20 protein-coding genes are annotated in these 19789 nt (G+C 59.5%); 4 read left to right on the top strand and 16 right to left on the bottom strand.

Going from position 1 to position 19789, the window contains the following annotated elements; all coding sequences use genetic code 11:
* Nucleotides 1-85 precede the first annotated feature (85 nt).
* The gene (locus QTL96_RS13900; RefSeq protein ID WP_289728084.1) at nt 86-799 is read left to right on the top strand and encodes a Crp/Fnr family transcriptional regulator; all 714 of its coding nucleotides are present in this window, start codon (nt 86-88) and stop codon (nt 797-799) included.
* Nucleotides 800-1396: 597 nt separating this feature from the next.
* Here the strand turns inward: QTL96_RS13900 and QTL96_RS13895 are convergent.
* The 4 genes from QTL96_RS13895 to QTL96_RS13880 all read right to left on the bottom strand — a co-directional run bounded on the left by QTL96_RS13895 (nt 1397) and on the right by QTL96_RS13880 (nt 4283).
* Nucleotides 1397-1696 (bottom strand): hypothetical protein, encoded by a 300-nt coding sequence (locus QTL96_RS13895; RefSeq protein WP_289728083.1) that lies wholly within the window; start codon nt 1694-1696, stop codon nt 1397-1399.
* A complete protein-coding gene (locus QTL96_RS13890) occupies nt 1693-2433 on the bottom strand; it encodes a Crp/Fnr family transcriptional regulator (RefSeq protein ID WP_289728082.1) in 741 nt (246 codons plus the stop codon). Before QTL96_RS13890 ends, QTL96_RS13895 begins: the two co-directional genes overlap by 4 nt.
* Nucleotides 2434-2808: 375 nt before the next feature.
* The gene (locus QTL96_RS13885; protein WP_289728081.1) at nt 2809-3804 is read right to left on the bottom strand and encodes a PHB depolymerase family esterase; all 996 of its coding nucleotides are present in this window, start codon (nt 3802-3804) and stop codon (nt 2809-2811) included.
* The gene (locus QTL96_RS13880) at nt 3801-4283 is read right to left on the bottom strand and encodes an NUDIX hydrolase (protein ID WP_354669133.1); all 483 of its coding nucleotides are present in this window, start codon (nt 4281-4283) and stop codon (nt 3801-3803) included. The genes QTL96_RS13885 and QTL96_RS13880 overlap by 4 nt, the downstream gene beginning before the upstream one ends.
* Before the next feature lie 73 nt (nt 4284-4356).
* Here QTL96_RS13880 and QTL96_RS13875 point away from each other — a divergent pair, with 73 nt between their 5' ends.
* Nucleotides 4357-5808: a CHAD domain-containing protein gene (locus QTL96_RS13875; RefSeq protein ID WP_289728080.1), complete on the top strand. Its 1452-nt coding sequence runs from the start codon at nt 4357-4359 to the stop codon at nt 5806-5808.
* Between the two features lie 376 nt (nt 5809-6184).
* Here QTL96_RS13875 and QTL96_RS13870 read toward each other — a convergent pair whose 3' ends face one another.
* From QTL96_RS13870 to QTL96_RS13835, 8 genes are all read right to left on the bottom strand, one after another.
* Nucleotides 6185-6388 (bottom strand): hypothetical protein, encoded by a 204-nt coding sequence (locus QTL96_RS13870; RefSeq protein WP_289728079.1) that lies wholly within the window; start codon nt 6386-6388, stop codon nt 6185-6187.
* A 90-nt stretch (nt 6389-6478) separates the two neighbouring features.
* A complete protein-coding gene (locus QTL96_RS13865) occupies nt 6479-7006 on the bottom strand; it encodes a phage regulatory CII family protein (RefSeq protein ID WP_289728078.1) in 528 nt (175 codons plus the stop codon).
* Between the two features lie 506 nt (nt 7007-7512).
* Complete coding sequence (locus QTL96_RS13860) at nt 7513-7740, bottom strand: hypothetical protein (RefSeq protein WP_112944048.1); 228 nt, start codon at nt 7738-7740, stop codon at nt 7513-7515.
* 390 nt (nt 7741-8130) lie between these two features.
* Entirely contained in the window at nt 8131-9588 is a 1458-nt protein-coding gene (locus QTL96_RS13855; protein ID WP_289728077.1) for a sensor domain-containing diguanylate cyclase, read from the bottom strand.
* A gap of 222 nt (nt 9589-9810) precedes the next feature.
* A complete protein-coding gene (locus QTL96_RS13850) occupies nt 9811-10857 on the bottom strand; it encodes a sulfate/molybdate ABC transporter ATP-binding protein (protein WP_289728076.1) in 1047 nt (348 codons plus the stop codon).
* 9 nt (nt 10858-10866) lie between these two features.
* Nucleotides 10867-11742, bottom strand: coding sequence for a sulfate ABC transporter permease subunit CysW (cysW, locus tag QTL96_RS13845; RefSeq protein WP_289728075.1), 876 nt, complete (start codon nt 11740-11742; stop codon nt 10867-10869).
* Nucleotides 11732-12589 carry a sulfate ABC transporter permease subunit CysT gene (cysT, locus tag QTL96_RS13840; RefSeq protein ID WP_289728074.1) on the bottom strand — a complete coding sequence of 286 codons (858 nt, stop codon included), beginning with the start codon at nt 12587-12589 and terminating at the stop codon, nt 11732-11734. Before cysT ends, cysW begins: the two co-directional genes overlap by 11 nt.
* 8 nt (nt 12590-12597) lie before the next feature.
* Complete coding sequence (locus QTL96_RS13835) at nt 12598-13623, bottom strand: sulfate ABC transporter substrate-binding protein (RefSeq protein ID WP_112944045.1); 1026 nt, start codon at nt 13621-13623, stop codon at nt 12598-12600.
* A gap of 339 nt (nt 13624-13962) precedes the next feature.
* Here QTL96_RS13835 and QTL96_RS13830 point away from each other — a divergent pair, with 339 nt between their 5' ends.
* Complete coding sequence (locus QTL96_RS13830; RefSeq protein ID WP_113198944.1) at nt 13963-15006, top strand: NAD(P)-dependent alcohol dehydrogenase; 1044 nt, start codon at nt 13963-13965, stop codon at nt 15004-15006.
* A gap of 11 nt (nt 15007-15017) precedes the next feature.
* Here the strand turns inward: QTL96_RS13830 and QTL96_RS13825 are convergent, their stop codons facing one another.
* The 4 genes from QTL96_RS13825 to QTL96_RS13810 all read right to left on the bottom strand — a co-directional run bounded on the left by QTL96_RS13825 (nt 15018) and on the right by QTL96_RS13810 (nt 18741).
* Complete coding sequence (locus tag QTL96_RS13825) at nt 15018-15593, bottom strand: DedA family protein (protein WP_113198943.1); 576 nt, start codon at nt 15591-15593, stop codon at nt 15018-15020.
* Nucleotides 15594-15632: 39 nt separating this feature from the next.
* Complete coding sequence (locus QTL96_RS13820; RefSeq protein WP_289728073.1) at nt 15633-17000, bottom strand: FAD-containing oxidoreductase; 1368 nt, start codon at nt 16998-17000, stop codon at nt 15633-15635.
* The gene (locus QTL96_RS13815) at nt 17000-17458 is read right to left on the bottom strand and encodes a DUF4126 domain-containing protein (protein WP_113198941.1); all 459 of its coding nucleotides are present in this window, start codon (nt 17456-17458) and stop codon (nt 17000-17002) included. The genes QTL96_RS13820 and QTL96_RS13815 overlap by 1 nt, the downstream gene beginning before the upstream one ends.
* A 95-nt stretch (nt 17459-17553) precedes the next feature.
* Complete coding sequence (locus QTL96_RS13810) at nt 17554-18741, bottom strand: acyl-CoA dehydrogenase (RefSeq protein ID WP_289728072.1); 1188 nt, start codon at nt 18739-18741, stop codon at nt 17554-17556.
* 172 nt (nt 18742-18913) lie between these two features.
* Here QTL96_RS13810 and mmsB point away from each other — a divergent pair, with 172 nt between their 5' ends.
* Nucleotides 18914-19789: a 3-hydroxyisobutyrate dehydrogenase gene (gene mmsB, locus QTL96_RS13805; RefSeq protein WP_289728071.1), complete on the top strand. Its 876-nt coding sequence runs from the start codon at nt 18914-18916 to the stop codon at nt 19787-19789.

The raw sequence follows: 19789 nt of genomic DNA, 5'->3' as shown, positions 1-19789 counted from the left end.
TGGGCAACGGCAGGATGTTATACAGCCGACATATTTCAGCGTGTGAGGGGTGTTCGCATGCCTCATCCGGTACCATTGAAGTCTCATGTCCGTCTTTGATCAATCAACCATGCACAACGGGCTGTTGGCGCGCCTGCCAACCGAAGAATATCAAGAGATCTTTGGCAGTTTGGAAATGATTGACCTCAGACAGGGTCATGTCATTGTCAAAGCAAACGGGCCGATCGACCATGTCTACTTCCTATGTAGCGGAATTGGTTCGGTCATCACGGTCTCGTCTGATGGCAACAAGGCAGAGGCCGGGATGTTCGGACGCGAGGGGTTTTCTCCAACCTCGGCGGGCGTCGGCGGGACGGTGAGCGTCCATGAAGTCCTGATGCAGGTCGCCGGCTGGGGTTACCGGATGACATTGAGCGCGACCCTTAAGGCGATCTCGTCATGTCCTGGTTTCGCAAACCTCCTTGCACGGTTCATCCAAAGCTTTGCGTCGCAGATTTCCTACACCGTTCTGTCGAACGTCAATTATCAGATCGACGTTCGACTGGCCCGATGGCTTCTCATGTCCCATGATCGCGTCGATGGCGACGAAATAGCGCTGACCCATGACTTCATTTCCCTGATGCTCGGTGTCCGGCGACCCAGCGTGACGACCGCCCTTCATGTGCTTGAAGGAGAGAAGTTCATTCGATCCGAACGGGGTCTCATCACAATTCGCGATCGACGTGGGCTGGAAGAATTTGCCGGCGATTCCTATGGCAGGCCTGAGGAAGAGTACCGGCGCCTCATCGGCAAATTTTAGCGCGTCACATCAAGATTGGCGCATGAGACCGTTCTGATCAGGATACGTGCGACCCGTCCGACCGAGGAACTTTTCGTCCAAGGAGAGAGGCGGGCTGGGCCGAGGAGGATGATCCATACTGAAATCGGCCCTGACGGAGACTTCCGGGCCTCAGCCTGCAAGGCCCGATATGATCGCAAACCTTTCGCCGTTCCTCCAGACATCTTCAAGCCTAAGAAGGCTGCAAAGTTCGGCAGTTCTTGAAAGCGGTACCCTGAGAAGCCTCACGCAGACGACGGTACGCTGGCAGACGATCGATTGTCCTTCCTTCATCGACTGGTATTTTTGATCGCATGCAGAAATCGGAAAGCTCCCAGCCGCGCCGACGTGACTCCATCAGTGCTGCCGAGCGTCAGAGACGACTTGAGGCGACCACTGAGTGCGCATTGGCTGCGATCAAAAGCGAGGCAGAAGCGCGACGTCTGAAAACGGAACGCCTGCGCGCTGCGCGTGAGGCCGCTCTGGCCCAAGGCGGCGATCCGTCCTCTGGTCGACCGGATGGCGATACCCAAGATGGTGAGATTTTAGATGAGGGCGGTCACGGCTCGGCCGGCTAGCCTAGTCGAATTTGATGACGTCTTTGAACGGAACCGTGACGAGCAGGTTTCCCTTGTCGTCTGTAATCTCAAATCGCATGCCATCGATACGCTGGTTGTGCAAGATCAGCTCGGCGACCATTTCTCGGGCTGATTTCATCGCTTCCCACCGGGCGGCATCGAGTGACGGAAGTTCGATGCCTTCTTCGTCGACATCGAAACTCTCGTCTGAGCGAACATTGAAATAGAAAAGCATTTTGTCCTCCATGAGCGGACGAAACGAGGCCCGGCGGTCGACTGTTCCATAGAAAAAATGGGTCATGCGCTTGGCAGGGGGGCCACGTCGGTTTCCGGCGCGCTGGCGCCCAGCAAGCGCTCGAACTCGCGTTCCGGCAGCCCGTAGCAACCGGCCGCAAACCGTTCCAAGCCCTTCCGGTTTATGATGATGACCGTTCCACGGTTCGAGCGAATGAGTTTGTGGCCCTCAAGAACGTGAAGGGCGGTCGTTACGCTTGGTCGTCGGATACCAAGGAGGAAGGCGATGTATTCATGTGTGATCTCGAGAACATCTGCCCTTACCCGGTCATGGCACATGAGGATCCACCGCGCCAACCGCTTTTCCACCCGAAACTTGGCGTTGGCGAGCGCTGTGTAGGACACCTGTACAGCAAAAACGTGCATGAATTTTATAAATGGGACTTGCAGCGTGGCACTCTGCTTGGTCGCCTCGCGCATCCTGTCGACGGAGATGCGATATCCACGGCCCGCGACCTGCATCTCGATCAGGTATGGTACGACCTTGTCACCGATGATCGTTGACGTCGGGACAAAGCCCTCGCTCCCAAACATTCCGGCCTCCGCCTTTTTCCCATCGGGAAGCACGCTCATGACTGCGCCGATGCCGCTGTCGGGAAAATAGACGTGTTCCAGGAGCGTATCCGGGCGGGCAATGGGGTAGCGCGAGGGCATCTCTACCTCCTCAAGATACGGTGCGAGGAGCTCGAAATCCTGGTCGCTGAGTGATCGGAGGATCCGATTGGAAATTCGAGATTTCTGCATGCGTTGCTTTGCCTCCGCCAGTCGATTAGGCGCTTAGGTTGACGCGCCGCATTATCAAATTGTCACGACGATACAATCGGCAAGGCCGAAAGACGAAAATGGGAGCAGCGCCTCGATACCGGGCTGCCTTTGTTGGTCCCTTTGTTCCTTTGAACCGCGCGCTACCAGTTGTGTGTATCGTTAAAGGCGCTATTCGCATCGGCGTTTTTTGCTTCATCATTGCAAATAGGTGGCGGGAGGTCGGGTTGTGGCCCAAACCATTTCCAGCTCGCCCTGATGTCTTTTTGCTCGACGAGTCGCAGCACGAGGAAGTGCGAGGGAATACCGGTCGGGAGAAGGAGGCCAGCGGCGACTTTGCAGGTGGCCCGGCTTTATCTAGCGCCTGGCCAGGCGCCAAAGGCGCATAAGTTCTGATGGAGCCGAGATGCCAGCCTCAAGCACGAACGGGTCGCTCGTTCGAGATAGGGCTGAACGGCTTTTCTTCACAGGAAGGCCATGGCCCATGCCATCGACCGAATAAAGCAGAACCCGCGCCCCGGACCCGATGTTCCAGCGAGATAACGCACCCCACGATGTTTTCTCGACACGTTGAGGCTCTCGGTCGAGACCATTTGCCTCCGTCCATTGCGCGACACAGGCTAGGGCATTCCCCGGGTTGACCGTGCGATCTGATGTTCCCTGCCAGATGCTGATCGGGGGCCAGGTGCGCCGATCGGGAAAGATGTCGTTTATCCTCGCGCCCCAGCCATCCGCGGGCGGTGATGCGCCCGATTTCATCGCGCGCAGGGCCGACATAGCATCACGAACGGCGCCAACAGGCATTCCGGCCACAATAGCGGCGCCGGCAAACGTATCCGGGTAGTTGGCAATCAATGCACCTGTCATTGCCCCACCGGCGGACAGGCCGACGACGTAAACGCGCGCTCGATCGGCACGATGTCGTTTCACGGCATGCTCAACCATCTGTTTGATCGACAGCAACTCGCCGCGATCGCGTGCGACCTCGCTCGGACGGAACCAGTTGAAACATTTTTGAAGGTTGTTCGAATGGGTCTGTTCCGGATAGAGGAGAATGAACCCTCGGTCCTTTGCCAACTTCGAAAAGCCGCTGGCAGCGTCCATGCTCTCCGGCGTCTGGCGGCACCCATGAAGCACCACCACCACGGCCGGCTTGCTCGGCAGGTTGGTAGGTACAAAGGACTTCATCAAAAGCCGGCCGGGATTGCTGCCGAAAGCCGGGGTAGTCTGGAGTGTCGGTCGCTCCGGCTTTGATGGTGTCCGGGCCGGGCCCCATGTCTTCTCCAGCAAGCGTACAGCCTTTCGCTGGGTCTTCAACAATCGCTTCAGCGATCTGGTGGAGCCAACTTTCAAAGGTTCATGCCCTCAAGCTTGGAGAGCAGAGCTTTCAGGCCAGGCTGCGCTGCATCGCGGATCGCGACTTTCAAGGGAAACCATTTCTGCTTGCGCGTGCTCTTTTCGGGGAAATCGGGTTTAGACCCGGCAACATGGAGAAGATGGACGCTGACATGGTAGTGATGCGGTGAACTGTCCTTGTGGTAGCTGAATGAACCGAAGAGCTTGGTCTCGACGGTGCCTATGACGCCCGCTTCCTCGAAGGATTCCCGCCCGGCCGCCTGGGCGGTCGTCTCGCCAGGGTCCAAATGTCCTTTCGGGACGCCCCATCTTCCGTTTCGCCGGCTTCCCACGAGCAAGATGCGCAACCGGCCACTTCCGTTTTTTCGATAGCAGATTGCGCCAGCCTGCTGGATGTCGCGTGCGATTGCAATTTTCGCGGTGGATTGGTCGTCACAGAAAAGCATGGCTGTTCTAGATTTTTCCCTGTCTTTCATCAGATTGCTGTAGCACCGAACTATGACAGTCAGGTCTGCGTTGAAATGGTTCCTCTAACAGTTGGAGTCCAACTTGTCGTCCGAAACCGAAATCAAGCTCGATCTGTCACAGGAAGCGTTCGACGCCATCATTGGTTCCGATCTTCTAGGAGAACCCGACAAGGTTCTCGATCAGCGATCTACCTATTTCGATACCGCTGACCGCAGGCTCTGGAAGGAAGGCTATACATTGCGCATCAGGCAGGTTGGCGACACCAGGACGCAGACGGTCAAAGCGACGGGGCCAAGCCTATCCCTTTTTGCACGGTCCGAATGGGAAACGCCAATCGAGGGCGACGAACCTGTTCTTGATCACACGAGCCCGCTGCTTGGGGAGTTCGGTGGCGATCTGAAGCTCGAACCCGTGTTCGACGTGGTGATCGCGAGACGGCTCTGGAACGTGGTGGAGAATGGCTCACGTATAGAGGTGGTTCTCGATGAGGGTGACGCCATCTCCGGTGATCGCCGGTCTGCGATCAGGGAGGTCGAGATCGAACTGAAGGAGGGACGCCCGAGCGATCTGTTCGTTTTCGCGCGAAAAATTGATGCCGTGGTCAGCTTCCGGTTCAGCGTGCGGTCGAAGGCCGAGCGTGGCTTCGTCCTCGCCGGCGCGCAAAAGACGGTGTTCAAGGCCGAGCCGGTCTATGTGGAGCGAAACATGAATGCCGCGGCGGCGTTCAGGGTGATTGCGCTCGCATGCGTTCGCCAGTTCAGGCTCAACGAGGATATCCTACTTCACCGCCGAAATCCGGAAGCGCTTCACCAGACAAGGGTGGCGCTGCGCCGACTGCGATCCGCCCTCTCGTTGTTCAAGAGTGTCCTGCCGGGTGACGAGCCGGAAAGGCTGAACCAGGAGTTGCGCTGGCTCGCCGCGGTCCTCGGCGAGGCCCGCAATATCGACGTTCTCTTGGCACAGGCATCCGATATTGATCTCGTCTCCAAGCTCAAGACAGCACGTGCGGCCACCTATCATGATGCCGTCGATGCCTTGGGTTCCTCGCGCACGCGCGCCCTGATGCTCGATCTGATCAATTGGCTGGAGTGTGGCGACTATCTTCCGGGCAGTGGACCAGCATCGCAAGATGTGCCTAGCGCACAGGATTTTGCCGCACGCGTGCTGGAAAAACAGCGCAAGCGCCTTAAGAAGGATGGAAGCGCAATTGCAAAGGCCGACGACGAGCACAGGCACGATGTCCGCAAGGATGCCAAGAAGCTTCGATATGCCGCCGAGTTCTTCGCGTCGCTCTTCGACGACAAGCGCAGCGCGCGACGGCACAAGAAATTTCTGGCTGCGATAGAGGCACTTCAGGAAGAACTGGGTGCGTTGAACGATCTTGTAACGGGCCCGGAGGTCCTGAAAAAGCACGGCCTCGCCGACCATCCCGCAAGCGGCAGTGTTGTCTCCGGTCGCGATAAGGCAGCGGTGCTGGGCAAGGCACAGGCTGCGGTGGACGAGGTCCTCGATATCAAGCGCTTCTGGCGATAGCCACGCGCCATCGCGGTTGCGAACCTTTAGAATGAAGCTTGCGAGCCCTGCATAGTTGCAGGCAAGGCTTGCGCCCGATGCGGATATGCTTTGCCAACTTGGTGTTGCCAACGATGAGTTTCAGCACCTCGCCCCACCGCTGATCAAGGATCAGCGCAAGGCAACCAGAACACCATCGGGCTCACATTCGTGGTGATGACGGCAAGCTGCAGTGAGGTCCTACGCAATCGCTGGCGACAGACCCCGAACTGTCTGGGATCCGCGCAGGCACCGACCAAGGCGTGCCCCGCAAGATGTCGGCCAACGAGTGCGTCAAAAAACCGCCCACAGTTTTGATGTCGGAGGGACAGAGGCTCGGCTAACAGGCATTCAAATCTCATTGGTTGCCATGTTTGAAATATCTGACCCACTGCGGAACTACATGCGCGTCGTACGTATCCTCAACATCCACAAGCGCAGGGTGATCGTCCTTTCTGACAAGGTTGCGAAGACGTCCGGCCAGAAGAAAATCCTCCATGTCAGCAGGCTGAAGGCAGCTGAGGCCGAAATAGCCTGCCTCCTCCAGGAAGGAGACGATCATCTGGCGAGGCTGCGTGAAGCATGGCACAGATAAGGTGAACCGGCTGATCTTGCATCGGCAACACCACGGCGACACTTCTTCGCCACGGTCTTAATCGACATCAAAGCCCTTGCGATGCTGAAGCTGAATCCGGAGCGATGCGAGCGCGCGCTCCGTTTCGTCTATCTTGCTTTGCACCAGTGCTTCCTGCCTATGGTCAAGGCCGCCTCCGGCCATTGCGGCATCGATGATCTCAAGCACGTCTGCCGCGCCGACGACGACCTTGGTTGCGCCTCGTTCGATGGAAGGTTCAAACTCTCCGGCCAAAGGCCGTTCGGCTGCCGTAAACTTCGTTCCATCCAGGAGATAAGCCAGGAGCCTCGGATCGGGCACTGCTCGCAGGAGTGAGCGGACTTCGTCGGGCGAAAAACTCGTTCTTGCGATCAGCCGTGAATGCAAAGTGGCATAGCTCATTTTGAGAGACCGAGCGGCGTCCTCGATCCGAGGTCGTTTCTCAATAACGAGGATCGTGTAGACGATGCTGGCGAACTCCTGGCCACGATCTCCCACCACTTTCCTCCGTAAAAATGCGTCCATACGTTTTGATGGTGCTGTTGCCTGATGATGACTATGACCCATTTGCCTGTCGCAAGCACCCCATGCGACGGGACGTTGCCGTCTGCCTGCCCTAACGAGGCAGGCGGCATGGGCGCCGTGCCCAAGCAAAGCTAAATCAATACGAGCCTAGTGTTGACGGGCGGGGTCGACTACAGGCGTGACTTGGTCAGGTCAGTTGAGGTGCCGCATCGATCGCGCAGCGGGGGCGTTCTGCCAACATGTAGTCGGCAAGGTGGATCGAGGAGCGTACAGGGGTCGTGCTGCTGCTCAAACCAGTTAGGGTCGCAGTCTGCAAGCAAGGTGACGTTTACGGTGGCCTTTGCGAAGGAACGCTGGCGATGTCGGGTCTTACAGCGGGTGCTGTCACGGGCCGCAGCCATCGGGCTATAGTCGTTCATGCAATGCACGTTCTTTTGCCTACCTTATTGAGGCCTTCAGTACGGACTTTTGGCAGCCAAAGTACAAGCGGATGTCGTCAGCAAAGCCCAGCTTGCGAAGCGTAGGAAATCAACGAAGTTAAATTGGATTTACTCAGCAGCGATCCTGAGTTCCGCCGCAACGGCATCAAACAGCTCGACCGGAGCGATGATCTCGAAGTCGTCGACCATGTGATGCTGGTCGGATCCAGGAACGGCAAGCGTCCAGTAGTCAGGCTCTTTGCCGAAGATGGTGGAGACCTGAACGATGGTTGCTCGTCCCCTTGCATGCTTGCTTGATCGCGCCCAGTAAAACGCGTCCGGGATCAAACTCGTCATCACACCTACTCCCCCACAGAAGAAGCGACGATACCAGAAATTTTGCAAAAGGCCATCGCTGCCGTTTGACTGTTGCCGTACAATCAACCGATCTCAAGTCGCAATCTCCGAAAAATCAAGCTATGTCTTGGATTTCACTGAGTTGTCGGTCGATGTTCACATTGCGAACATATCTTCCGGCATGCGAACTGGGTCTCGCAAAGACGAGATCGGCGGGCGTGGGCGTGCGTGTTCGTTGCCTTGGCCGCTCGCGATCGTTGCGTCTATAGGTCGGGTGTCGTTGGCCGCTTAGACGCTCAGTGCTGCCGCTCTGTGTTCTGATCTGGAAGGCCTTCACCCGCCCAGCACCTGTAACAAACGAGACCTTGTCACCATGGCAATGACCTTACCCTAGGCGCTCGCCCTTGCGCGAGCCGAACTGGTGTTTGCGCGACGCGCCCGCTTTTGTTCGTACATCGCCAGATCGGCGCGCCGGACCATCGCTTCCATCGTCTCGCCTTCTTCACTGGTGGCATGGCCCACCGAAATGTCGAGTGGAGCATTGGAATAGAACTGGTTGTTGATTTTGAGGAGCTCCTGAATAGTCTCCAGCATGGCCAATGCTGCCTGTCGGTCGGCTCCGGGCATAAGAACCGCGAACTCGTCGCCGCCGATGCGGGCTGCGTGGTTTGGCATGGATACAGCGCCGTTCAGCACTTCGCCGACACGGCGCAGCAGCGCGTCGCCTGCATCGTGGCCGCGTTGGTCGTTGGCGACCTTCAATCCGTCAAGATCAATGATCAAGGCTGATACCGGCCGCAGCGGCTTACGTTGTAGGCGGTTGAGCTCATCCATGTAAAAGGCACGGTTGTGCAGCTTGGTGAGGACGTCATGCTTGCCGAGATATTCAAGATAGGCCTCGGCCTTCTTGCGGGCGGTGATATCGGTCAAGGCGACCTGCACGCGTGACCAGTCGCTTTCGTAGCCTGGGAAAACGGAAAACTGCAAGAGCACGTGCCTCTCCGAACCGTCCAGCGCGTAGTTTATGACCTCGCGTTGGTGAAAGAGATTGCCATTCCATAGTTCTATCAATTGCTCGCGAAATGTTTTTTCCATCTCGTCACGGAAAATGTTTGCGATGCCATGGAGGAGGGTGGTGCGATCCGGCGCGCTGAAGAGATCGAGTGTCGCCTTGTTGACGTCGATCACGCTGATCTCGCTCATGCATTGCGTTACGAATTCCGGATGGACGTCTGTAAATACACGAAAATCAACGATGCCGCGACTGCGCACGTCTTCAACCAACGCTTTAACGCGACTGAAATCCTCGATCCATAGCGACACGGGCGAATGTTCGAAAATACCCTCGGCATAGAGACGGTTTTCCTGTTCGGCACGACGTGCTTGCTCTCGCGCGCTGACATCCTCGGTGGTGATCAGCACCCGCCCGAGCGTCTTTTCATGGCCGGGCAGGACGGAGCCTCGCAGCTGTATGTCGAGGCGGCGACCCGAAAGTGTGTAGTTGACGGCGCTGCCGTCAAATTCGAGGTTGCCGTCCCAAAGGGAGGAAAGCTCGTTGACATGGCTTTGCAGCATCTCGTCACGGAAGATGGAAGAGAGGTTTTCTGTCAGGTGCTCCCGGCTGTCGGCTTCGAAAAGGTCGAGCGTCTTCTGGTTGACGCGCAAGATCCGGATCCGTTGCGAGCAGGCCGCCACGCGGTTCACATCCTCGTTCAGGAAGCTTCTGATATCGGTGATGCCAGCCCGTCTCCAATCTGAAAACTGAGCTGCTACTGCGCTGAAATCCTCGATCCACATGGCAATAGGTGCCAGATCGAAAATGTCGAGGTCAGAAGCTATGCTTGTCATGGCCAATGTCTTTCAATGCAATCAGCGGTCACACCATCGCCTGCAGCGACAGCCCAATCATTCTACGGCGTAATTCTAAAGCTGAGCTTGACGACAATGGGGATAACGGAAGCGCATGTCAGATTTTCAGGGCTCGCCCTGCCTGAAGGCGTCGGCCGCACGGAGGCGGAAACGAAAAGAACGGCAATTTGCCGTCCTCCCCGTCTCGGACAGTTTTACCAATCAGCGCTTGGCAGATCTGAACAGTTTCCAGCGCGAGGGCCGAAACGCAATTCCGCCCTGGGCAAGGCTGCCCGCAGCTGCCGGTGGCAGTTCAAGCTCGATCGGCGGATGTCCTTGGCCTATATCGACCTCGACATGGCGGGTGCCGGCAACCCGGCGGCTGGTCGTCACGACGCCTGAAATGGAACCGTCGCCATTGCGAATTTCGATGTCGTGCGGCCGAAAGTAGAGGCTCGCCTCGCCATCGGCCTCGCCGTCTGCGCGGATGCCGAGGGCTCGGCCGTCGAACCAGATGTCGCCGTTTAATATTGTGACGTCAAGACAGTTCGACTGGCCGACGAAGCCGAAGACGAAGGGGGAATTGGGGTGATCGTAGACGTCGTCTGGTGTGCCGACCTGCTCGATCGCGCCCTGGCTCATCACGACCACACGGTCTGCGAGCTCCATGGCCTCGTCCTGGTCGTGAGTGACGAAGACGGTCGTGTGTCCGGTCCTGTCGTGTATTTCGCGGAGCCATTTGCGAAGATCCTTGCGAACCTGGGCATCCAGCGCGCCGAACGGCTCGTCGAGCAGCAGGACGTTGGGTTCCACCGCCATGGCGCGCGCGAGCGCCACGCGCTGCCGCTGGCCACCTGAAAGCTGTGCGGGGTAGCGCTTTTCCAGGCCGGGAAGCTGGACGAGGTCGAGCAGTTCCAGCGCCCGCCTGCGGATCTCGTCTCTTGGAGGGCGGCGCGAGGCATGGCGCACCTTCAGGCCGAAGGCGACATTGTCGAGCACCGTCATGTGACGAAACAGCGCGTAATGCTGGAACACGAAGCCGATATTGCGCTCCTGAACACTCTTGCGCGATGCATCCTCGTCGCCGAAATAGATCAGGCCATCTGTCGGGCTTTCGAGCCCGGCGATGAGCCTGAGCAAGGTCGTTTTGCCAGAGCCCGACGGACCAAGCAGCGCGATCAGCTCGCCGGAGCGAATATCGAGCGACACGTCATGCAGAGCGGGAAATCGATCGAATTCCTTGCGTAGATTTTGAACACGAACTTCCATTCTAATTCCTCAGTGCCGCCGGCTCGCGGCGATTTCATCGCTGTAACGCATTTCCAGCAAGGTCTTCAAAACAAGGGTGACGAGTGCGAGCAGCGCAAGCAGGGTGGCAACGGCAAATGCCCCGGTGAAATTATACTCGTTGTAGAGGATTTCCACCTGTAGCGGCATGGTGTTGGTCTGGCCGCGAATATGGCCGGAGACGACCGATACGGCGCCGAACTCGCCCATAGCGCGGGCGTTGCAAAGCAGAACGCCGTAGAGCAGCCCCCATTTGATGTTCGGCAAGGTCACGTGCCAGAAGGTCTGCCAGCCGCTGGCCCCAAGCGAGATCGCCGCCTCTTCATCACCGGTCCCTTGTTCCTGCATGAGCGGGATGAGCTCGCGGGCGACGAAGGGGAAGGTGACGAACATGGTCGCCAGGATCAGCCCTGGAACCGCGAAGAGGATCTTGATGCTGTGCGCGCTCAGCCATTGGCCAAGATAGGTGTTGGCGCCGAGCAGCAGTACGAAGACCAAACCCGATATGACCGGCGAGACCGAGAAGGGTAGGTCGATCAGCGTTGTCAGGAAGGCCTTGCCCTTGAACTCGAACTTGGCGATTGCCCAAGCAGCGGCAACGCCGAAGACGACGTTCAACGGCACGCTGATACCAGCGACGATCAGGGTCAGTCGGATGGCGGAAAAGGTTTCCGCGTCCTGCAGGGCCGTGAAGAAGGCGGTCGGCCCTTTTCGGAATGCTTCGACGAACACGGCTGTGAGGGGCAGGATCAGGATCAGTGTCAGGAACACCAGGGAGGCGACGATCAGCGTCCACCGCGCCCATCGATGCTCGGTGACAACGGAGCGCACTTTCACGGCGGGGGAAGCTTGGATCTCATGCGCCATTGCCATATCTCCGTCTGCTCCAGCTCTGGATAAGGTTGATCACGAGAAGCATGGCGAAGGATAGCACCAGCATGACGGCGGCTATACCGGTGGCGGCCGCGTAGTTGTATTCTTCCAGCTTGATGACAATCAGCAGCGGTGCGATCTCCGATTTAAACGGCAGGTTGCCGGCGATGAAGATGACCGATCCGTACTCACCGACACCCCGTGCAAAGGCCAACGCGAAACCCGTGAGAACCGCCGGCGCGAGGCCAGGCAAGAGAACCCGGGTGATCGTTTGTAGACGGTTGGCGCCGAGCGTGGCGGCGGCCTCCTCGACCTCCTTGTCGATCTCCTCCATCACAGGCTGCACCGTGCGCACCACAAAGGGCAGGCCGACGAAGACGAGTGCCACGACGATGCCGACAGGGGTGAAGGCGATCTTGATGCCGAGCGGCGTCAGGTACTGGCCAAGCCAGCCGTTGGGCGCATAGAGCGTCGCAAGCGCGATGCCGGCGACGGCGGTCGGCAGCGCGAAGGGCAGGTCGACCATGGCGTCGATGATGCGCTTGCCGGGAAAGCGGTAACGCACCAGTACCCAGGCGAGCACGATGCCGAAGACGACGTTGACGCAGGCAGCCGCAAAGGCGGTGCCGAAGCTGATCCGCAGCGCGTTCACGGTGCGGGCATCAATGGCGATCGACCAGAATTTCTCCCAGCCGAGTTCGCTCGAGCGCCATGCCAGGCCCGAGAGGGGGATGAGGATAAGAAGGGTGAGCCAGATCAAGGTAAAGCCGAGTGCCATTCCAAATCCTGGAATGACACTCGGCCTCCTGAACCGCCACCGCGTGGGGCTATGTGCTTTCATGCGATGTATTATTGTGCCGGCTTGTAGATTTGGTCAAACACGCCGCCATCGCCGAAGAATTTCGGCTGCGCTTCCTTCCAGCCGCCGAAATCGTCGATCGTTGCAAGCGTCAGCTTCGGGAAGCGGGCGATATCGGCAGGGTCGGCTGCTTCAGGCTTGATCGGGCGGTAATAGTGCTTGGCCGCGATCTTCTGGCCCTCGTCGGAATAGAGGTAGTTCAGATAGGCCTCGGCGACCTTGCGCGTGCCCTTCTTGTCGACATTGCCATCGACTACGGCGACTGGCGGGTCTGCACGGATCGAGAAGCTCGGGGTCACGATCTCAAACTGATCGGGGCCGAGTTCTTCGAGCGAGAGATAGGCTTCGTTTTCCCAGGCAAGAAGCACGTCACCCAGCCCGCGCTGGACGAAAGTGGTCGTCGCGCCGCGCGCGCCGGTGTCGAGAACGGGAACGTGCTGAAGCAGGCTCGTCACATAGGCCTGGGCCTTCGCTTCATCGCCTCCGTTTGCCTGCTTGGCCCAAGCCCAGGCAGCCAGGAAGTTCCAGCGCGCGCCGCCCGATGTTTTCGGGTTTGGCGTGATCACCTGGACATCATCCTTTACGAGATCGGCCCAGTCCTTGATGCCCTTCGGATTGCCCTTGCGCACCAGGAATACGATGGTGGAGGTGTAAGGTGTCGAGTTGTTGGGGAGCTTGCTCTTCCAGTCGGCGGGGATTTTGCCGGTCTTCTGGGCGATCGCGTCGATGTCACCTTCGAGAGCGAGCGTCACGACGTCGGCGTCGAGCCCATCGATGACCGATCGCGCCTGAGCGCCGGAGCCACCATGCGACGCCTGGATCGCCACGGCCTCGCCGGTGTCCTTCTGCCACTTCTGTGCGAAGGCGGCGTTAAAATCCTTATAGAGTTCCCGTGTCGGATCGTAGGATACGTTGAGAAGCGTCTGATCGGCAAAAGCTGGTGCGACAGCGCCGATGGCGAAACTGCCTGCCAAAACCGCGGCCGCGAGAAGCCGGGTAATCCGTTGTGCGTGCATGGGGAACCTCCTTCGTTTGTAATCCAAACTCTACCAAGTTGGTCGTATAATGAAACGAAGATTGTTTCTGTTCCATGCGGCGGTTCCGGAATGGCGTGCCATTTCGTGTCCAGTTTTGAAATGATTGTGCTGTCGAACCTGCGCGACACGTGGCTGCGATTTGAACCTCGCACTTCAGGAATGGCCACGTTTTTAAAACAACCTGCGAGCAGACGCGGGCATTCCATCGCGCCATGAGCAAAAGCCTCGGCGATGGAATTGAAATCCGCCGTGTTCGGCGATTATAGTCCGCCGACGCCGCGCTCGACTCGCGCGGGGAGGCAAGGGAAGGAAGATGCAATGACCAAAGTCCGCGCACTGGTGCTGGAGCGCCAGCATGAGCTCGCTATCCGCGAAATCGATCTGCCTATGGAAACCGGGCCGGGCGAGGTCAAGATCAAGATACACACGGTCGGCGTCTGCGGCTCCGACGTTCACTATTACACGCACGGCAAGATCGGCCCCTTCGTCGTCAACGAGCCGATGGTGCTCGGGCACGAGGCGGCTGGTACCGTCGTCGAGGTTGGCGCCGGCGTCACACATCTGAAGGTCGGCGATCGCGTCTGCATGGAACCGGGCATTCCCGATCCGAACTCGAAGGCAAGCCGGCTCGGCATGTACAATGTCGATCCGGCCGTCTCCTTCTGGGCAACTCCGCCCGTTCACGGCGTGCTCACGCCCGAAGTCGTTCATCCCGCCAACTACACGTTCAAGCTGCCTGACAATGTGAGCTTCGCTGAAGGCGCCATGGTCGAGCCTTTCGCCGTCGGCATGCAGGCGGCTACCAAGGCGAAGATCGCGCCGGGCGACACCGCCGTCGTGCTCGGTGCCGGCCCGATCGGCACGATGGTTGCCATCGCAGCACTCGCCGGTGGCTGCGCTCGTGCGATCGTGGCCGATCTCGCCCAGCCGAAGCTCGATATCGCCGCCCAGTATCAGGGCGTGATCCCGGTCAATATCCGCGAGACCAACCTCGTCGAGGAAGTCTCGCGGCTGACGGACGGATGGGGCGCCGATGTGATCTTCGAATGCTCCGGTTCGCCGAAGGCCTGGGAAACGATCATGGATCTGGCGCGTCCCGGCGGCGTCATCGTTGCCGTCGGTCTGCCGGTCAACCCAATCGGCTTCGACGTCTCGACTGCGTCGACCAAGGAAATCCGCATAGAAACGGTGTTCCGCTACGCGCATCAGTATGAGCGGTCGATTGCGCTGCTCGGCTCCGGTCGCGTTGATCTGAAGCCTCTGATTTCCGAGACCTTCGGCTTCCAAGATGCCATCAAAGCTTTCGACCGCGCGGTCGAAGCGCGCCCGAGCGATGTGAAGCTGCAGATCGTGATGGACTAGGTGCCTGTCGGCTAGCTCGTGCTAGCCGACACTTTCCTAAAAGCCTTTTTGAAGACAAGGGCCGCGCCAGCCACGATGGCCGCGGCCCCAACCCCGATGAAGAGGTGATGATGCAGCGGCAGACGACCGAGGATCTGCTCGATCCCGTGTCCGAAGAGATAGCCGAGTGCCGTAAACAGCTGTCCCCATACAAGCGCCGCGATCGCATTCAACATCACGAACTTTCCGGTCGAGATTCGCGTCGTGCCGATCACGATCGGACTGATCGTCCTCAAGCCGACGAGAAAGCGGAATGCAAGGATGAAGCCTGTCGGATAGCGCTCAAGAAGCGACGTCACCTGGGCCAGCGTCGGCGTCTCCATCAGCCGGCGGACAACGTGCCAGCGGGCCGCATACCGGCCGGCGAAGAACCACATCTGGTCTCCGGCGAATGAACCCGCCGACGCCATCAGCGAGGCCGACCAATAGGTGAGCAGCCCGCGATGGGAGATGATGCCGCCGAGGAAGGCCGCGGTCTCACCCTCGAATGCGGTGCCGAGGAAGATCGCGACAATCCCATAGTGTTCGATCAGATGTTCTATGGACACGATTGATCCCCCGCCGTTTTTGGCCTGCTGCCGTGAAGGCTACACGTTCTTGAGGTCGCCAAGCAATGTCGGGATCAATTCGGACACAGTCGGATGAATCGGTACGGCCCACTTCAGCTCTGGATAGGTCGTTCCGGCATTCATCGCGTCGATGAAACCATGGATCGCCTCGTCGCCCTCTATGCCGAGAATGGCGGCGCCGAGGATCTGCTTGGTTTGCGCGTCGGCGATCACCTTCATCAAGCCTTTCGTCTCGCCCCGCTCCTTGGCACGGCCGACTTTGGTCATCGGCCGGGTCGAGATCATGATCTCGCGACCCGACGCGCGCGCCTGCTTTTCCGATATGCCGACGCGACCGAGCGGCGGGTCGATATAAAGCGCATAGGCGAGGATGCGGTCGCTGAGCTTGCGATCCTCGCCGTCGAGCAGGTTGGCCGCTGCAATCTCGAAGTCGTTGTAGGACGTATGCGTGAAGGCGCCGTGGCCATTGCAGTCGCCAAGCGCCCAGATGCCGTCGACACTGGTTGCGAGCTTGTCGTCAACGGTGATGTAGCCACGCTTGTCGGCGGCGACGCCGGCACGATCGAGGCCGAGATCGTCGGTATTCGGCACACGGCCGGTTGCGATCAGCACATGGCTCGCCATGATCTCGGCGATGCCGTCGGCGACCGAGACTTCGATGCCGTCGGGCTTGTTCTTGAACGCGACCCGGTCCGCGTCCGTGTGGACCATAATTCCCTCGTCGCGCAGAATGTCGGCAATCGCGTCCGAGATATCGTCATCCTCTCGCGAGGCGAGCTTGGGGCCACGCTCGACGACCGTAACCTCGGCGCCGAAGCGGCGATACATCTGCGCGAACTCAAGGCCGATATAGCTTCCGCCAATGACCACCAGATGCCGGGGCAGCGTGTCCAGCGCGATGATCGACGTGCTGGTCAAATAGTCGATGTCGTCGATACCCGGCATATCAGGAATGGCCGGTCGTGCGCCGACATTGAGATAGATGCGCTGCGCGGTCAGCAGTTCGCCGTTGACACTGATCGTCCGTTCGCTTTCGAAGCGCGCATGACCGTAGATGACGGTGACGCCGTCCATGCCCGCGAACCAGCTGATCAGGCCGTTGCGGGCCTCCAGGGTCACTGTCTCGGCTCGCTTGCGCACGATCGCCATGTCGATGCCGATATCGCCCGGGATTGTCACGCCGTAGCCGCCGGCATTGCGGGCCATATAGGCGGCGCGGGCGCTGGCGACGAGGGTCTTGGTCGGCATGCAGCCGGCGTTGACGCATGTGCCGCCAAGATACTTGCGCTCGATCAGCGCGACCTTCATGCCCTTCTCCGCCATCCGGGCAGCGAGGAAGGGGCCGGATTGGCCGGCGCCGACAACGATGGCGTCGAAGCTGCGCATCAGACCGACGCCACAATTAGGATCGCGCCGACAATGGCGACCGCGTCCTCAAGAATTGCCGCGGGCGGATCTCTTCGAAAAGTGCTCGCCAGCTTGCCGCGCGCCGCGGCACCACCAAGCGTGCCCGAGACCGCGCCGAGAATGCCGGCGATGAGCCCTGGTATCAACGATCCGCCTGCGGCGCCGATGGTCGCACCTGACAGCGCGCCCATGATCAGCCGCGCGCCGAACTGCATCGGTACTTTTCTTGAGGGCGTGGATGGCAATTGATCCGTCACCAGTTCGACCAGCGCCAGCAGCGTGAAAATCCACGGGGTCCAGCGATAGCCCATGAAGGCGAGCGGTGTCTGAGACACATCGAACCAGCCGAGTGCTGCGCCCCAGGCGACGGCTGCGGGCGCAGTCAGCGCGCGCAGCCCGGCGATGATGCCGATCAGAAATGCGAGAAATAGAAGCATGCGCAATCCCCCATCGCAGCGCAGGCTCTCCCCGCGACAAGCGAAAGCTTGCACATTGTCGGGTCCGTTGCAATTTGGCGGAGAAGAATTCTCGATCAGTTCGAGAACGCCGCTATTCCCGTTATGGCGCGGCCGAGGATCAGCGCGTGAATGTCGTGCGTGCCCTCATAGGTGTTTACCACCTCCAGGTTGACGAGATGGCGGGCGACGCCGAATTCATCGGATATGCCGTTGCCTCCAAGCATGTCGCGCGCCATTCGGGCGATATCGAGCGCCTTGCCGCAGGAATTGCGTTTGAGAATCGAGGTAAGCTCGACGGGCGGGTGGCCGTCTTCCTTCATCCGGCCGAGGCGCAGGCAGCCCTGCAGCCCGAGCGTGATCTCGGTCGCCATGTCGGCGAGCTTCCTCTGGATCAACTGATTGGCGGCGAGCGGCCGGTCGAACTGCTTGCGGTCGAGTGTGTATTGCCGCGCCCGCGCATAGCAATCTTCGGCGGCGCCGAGCGCGCCCCAGGCAATCCCGAAACGGGCCGAGTTGAGGCAGGTGAATGGACCCTTCAGGCCAGAGACGTTTGGCAACAGGTTCTCTTCCGGCACGAAGACGCCATCCATCACAACTTCGCCCGTTATGGAGGCGCGCAGGCCGATTTTGCCGTGAATGGCAGGCGCCGTCAGGCCCTTCCATCCCTTTTCGAGGATGAAGCCACGGATCACGCCGTCTTCGGTCTTCGCCCAAACCACGAAGACGTCGGCGATCGGCGCGTTCGATATCCACGTCTTGGCACCGGAAAGACTGTAGCCGCCGTCGACCTTTTTCGCACGCGTCGCCATCGATCCGGGGTCGGAGCCATGGTTGGGTTCGGTAAGGCCGAAGCAGCCGATCCATTCGCCGGTGGCGAGTTTCGGCAGATATTTCTGCTTCTGCGCTTCGGATCCAAAGGCATCGATCGGCACCATGACCAGCGAGGACTGGACGCTCATCATCGAGCGGTAGCCGCTGTCGACCCGCTCGACCTCGCGGGCGATCAGCCCGTAAGCGACATATCCGAGACCCGCGCCGCCATATTCGGGCGATATCGTCGGGCCGAGGAGGCCGAGTTCGCCCATTGCGCGAAAGATGCTCGGATCGGTTTTCTCGTGGCGGAAGGCTTCGAGCACACGCGGCGCAAGCTTTTCCTGCGCGTAGGAGTGCGCGGTGTCGAGCACCATGCGCTCCTCGTCCGTCAACTGCTCGACAAGCCGGAACGGATCGGACCAGTCGAAACTCTCGCGGGTGTAATGCATGGTTCATCCTCCTCGATCCATCGGCATGTCGCGGACCCTATTGGGATACTGCCGGGGCGAGGGAGCGTCAACACGCGCGCCCGTCCATGTCGCTCTCGACTGGGCGCGATGTTGACATAGCTATCCTCCCATGGGCCCTCAAATGGGATCGTCTAAATGATGGGAGCAGGACATGACAAAGATCGCGTTTATCGGCCTCGGCAATATGGGTGGGCCGATGGCGACAAATCTGGTCAAGGCGGGGCACACGGTCGCGGGCTTCGACTTGGTGCCAGCGTTGCTTGAGGCTGCAGTGGCAACCGGCGTGCAGCCGACCAGCGATATTTCCGAGGCCGTGAGCGGTGCCGATGTTGTGGTGACCATGCTTCCGCAGGGCAGGCACGTCCTGACTGCGTGGACGGATATTATTCGCGGCATTCGCTCAGGAACGCTTGTCATCGACTGCTCAACGATCGACGTCGCCAGCGCGCGCAAGGCGCATGATATGGCAAAAGCGGCCGATTGCCCATCGCTCGATGCCCCGGTCTCCGGCGGAACCAGCGGTGCTGCGGCCGGAACGCTGACCTTCATGGCGGGAGGAACGCCGGAGAGCTTCGCAAGGGCCAAACCCATACTCGAAGCGATGGGCAAGAAGATCGTCCATTGCGGAGAGGCAGGCGCGGGGCAGGCGGCGAAAATCTGCAACAACATGATACTGGGCATATCGATGATTGGCGTCTGCGAGGCTTTTGCATTGGGCGAAAAGCTTGGCCTCTCGCACCAGGCCTTGTTCGATGTCGCCTCGACGTCATCGGGCCAATGCTGGTCGATCAACACATACTGCCCGGTTCCCGGCCCGGTGCCGACGTCGCCCGCCAACAACGATTACAAGCCGGGCTTTGCAGCCGCCTTGATGCTGAAGGACCTCCGCCTGTCGCAGGAGGCGGCGCTCGCGACAGGCGCCTCGACGCCGCTCGGCGCCGAAGCCGCGCAATTGTTCGCTCTCTTCGAAAAGCAGGGCAATGGCGGTCGCGATTTCTCAGCGATCATCGAGATGTTGCGCGGCTGA

The sequence above is a fragment of the Rhizobium sp. S163 genome (assembly GCF_030380805.1).
Taxonomy (GTDB): Bacteria; Pseudomonadota; Alphaproteobacteria; order Rhizobiales; family Rhizobiaceae; genus Rhizobium.
This window is presented reverse-complemented; position numbering and strand designations above follow the sequence as displayed.

Bases quoted from the DNA above. Each gene is read 5' to 3' on its own strand.
- QTL96_RS13900 (WP_289728084.1), top strand. From the start codon at position 86: ATGTCCGTCTTTGATCAATCAACCATGCACAACGGGCTGTTGGCGCGC.
- QTL96_RS13895 (WP_289728083.1), bottom strand. From the start codon at position 1,696: ATGACCCATTTTTTCTATGGAACAGTCGACCGCCGGGCCTCGTTTCGT.
- QTL96_RS13890 (WP_289728082.1), bottom strand. From the start codon at position 2,433: ATGCAGAAATCTCGAATTTCCAATCGGATCCTCCGATCACTCAGCGAC.
- QTL96_RS13880 (WP_354669133.1), bottom strand. From the start codon at position 4,283: ATGAAAGACAGGGAAAAATCTAGAACAGCCATGCTTTTCTGTGACGAC.
- QTL96_RS13870 (WP_289728079.1), bottom strand. From the start codon at position 6,388: ATGATCGTCTCCTTCCTGGAGGAGGCAGGCTATTTCGGCCTCAGCTGC.
- QTL96_RS13865 (WP_289728078.1), bottom strand. From the start codon at position 7,006: ATGGGTCATAGTCATCATCAGGCAACAGCACCATCAAAACGTATGGAC.
- QTL96_RS13860 (WP_112944048.1), bottom strand. From the start codon at position 7,740: ATGACGAGTTTGATCCCGGACGCGTTTTACTGGGCGCGATCAAGCAAG.
- QTL96_RS13855 (WP_289728077.1), bottom strand. From the start codon at position 9,588: ATGACAAGCATAGCTTCTGACCTCGACATTTTCGATCTGGCACCTATT.
- QTL96_RS13850 (WP_289728076.1), bottom strand. From the start codon at position 10,857: ATGGAAGTTCGTGTTCAAAATCTACGCAAGGAATTCGATCGATTTCCC.
- cysW (WP_289728075.1), bottom strand. From the start codon at position 11,742: ATGGCGCATGAGATCCAAGCTTCCCCCGCCGTGAAAGTGCGCTCCGTT.
- cysT (WP_289728074.1), bottom strand. From the start codon at position 12,589: ATGAAAGCACATAGCCCCACGCGGTGGCGGTTCAGGAGGCCGAGTGTC.
- QTL96_RS13835 (WP_112944045.1), bottom strand. From the start codon at position 13,623: ATGCACGCACAACGGATTACCCGGCTTCTCGCGGCCGCGGTTTTGGCA.
- QTL96_RS13830 (WP_113198944.1), top strand. From the start codon at position 13,963: ATGACCAAAGTCCGCGCACTGGTGCTGGAGCGCCAGCATGAGCTCGCT.
- QTL96_RS13820 (WP_289728073.1), bottom strand. From the start codon at position 17,000: ATGCGCAGCTTCGACGCCATCGTTGTCGGCGCCGGCCAATCCGGCCCC.
- QTL96_RS13815 (WP_113198941.1), bottom strand. From the start codon at position 17,458: ATGCTTCTATTTCTCGCATTTCTGATCGGCATCATCGCCGGGCTGCGC.
- QTL96_RS13810 (WP_289728072.1), bottom strand. From the start codon at position 18,741: ATGCATTACACCCGCGAGAGTTTCGACTGGTCCGATCCGTTCCGGCTT.
- mmsB (WP_289728071.1), top strand. From the start codon at position 18,914: ATGACAAAGATCGCGTTTATCGGCCTCGGCAATATGGGTGGGCCGATG.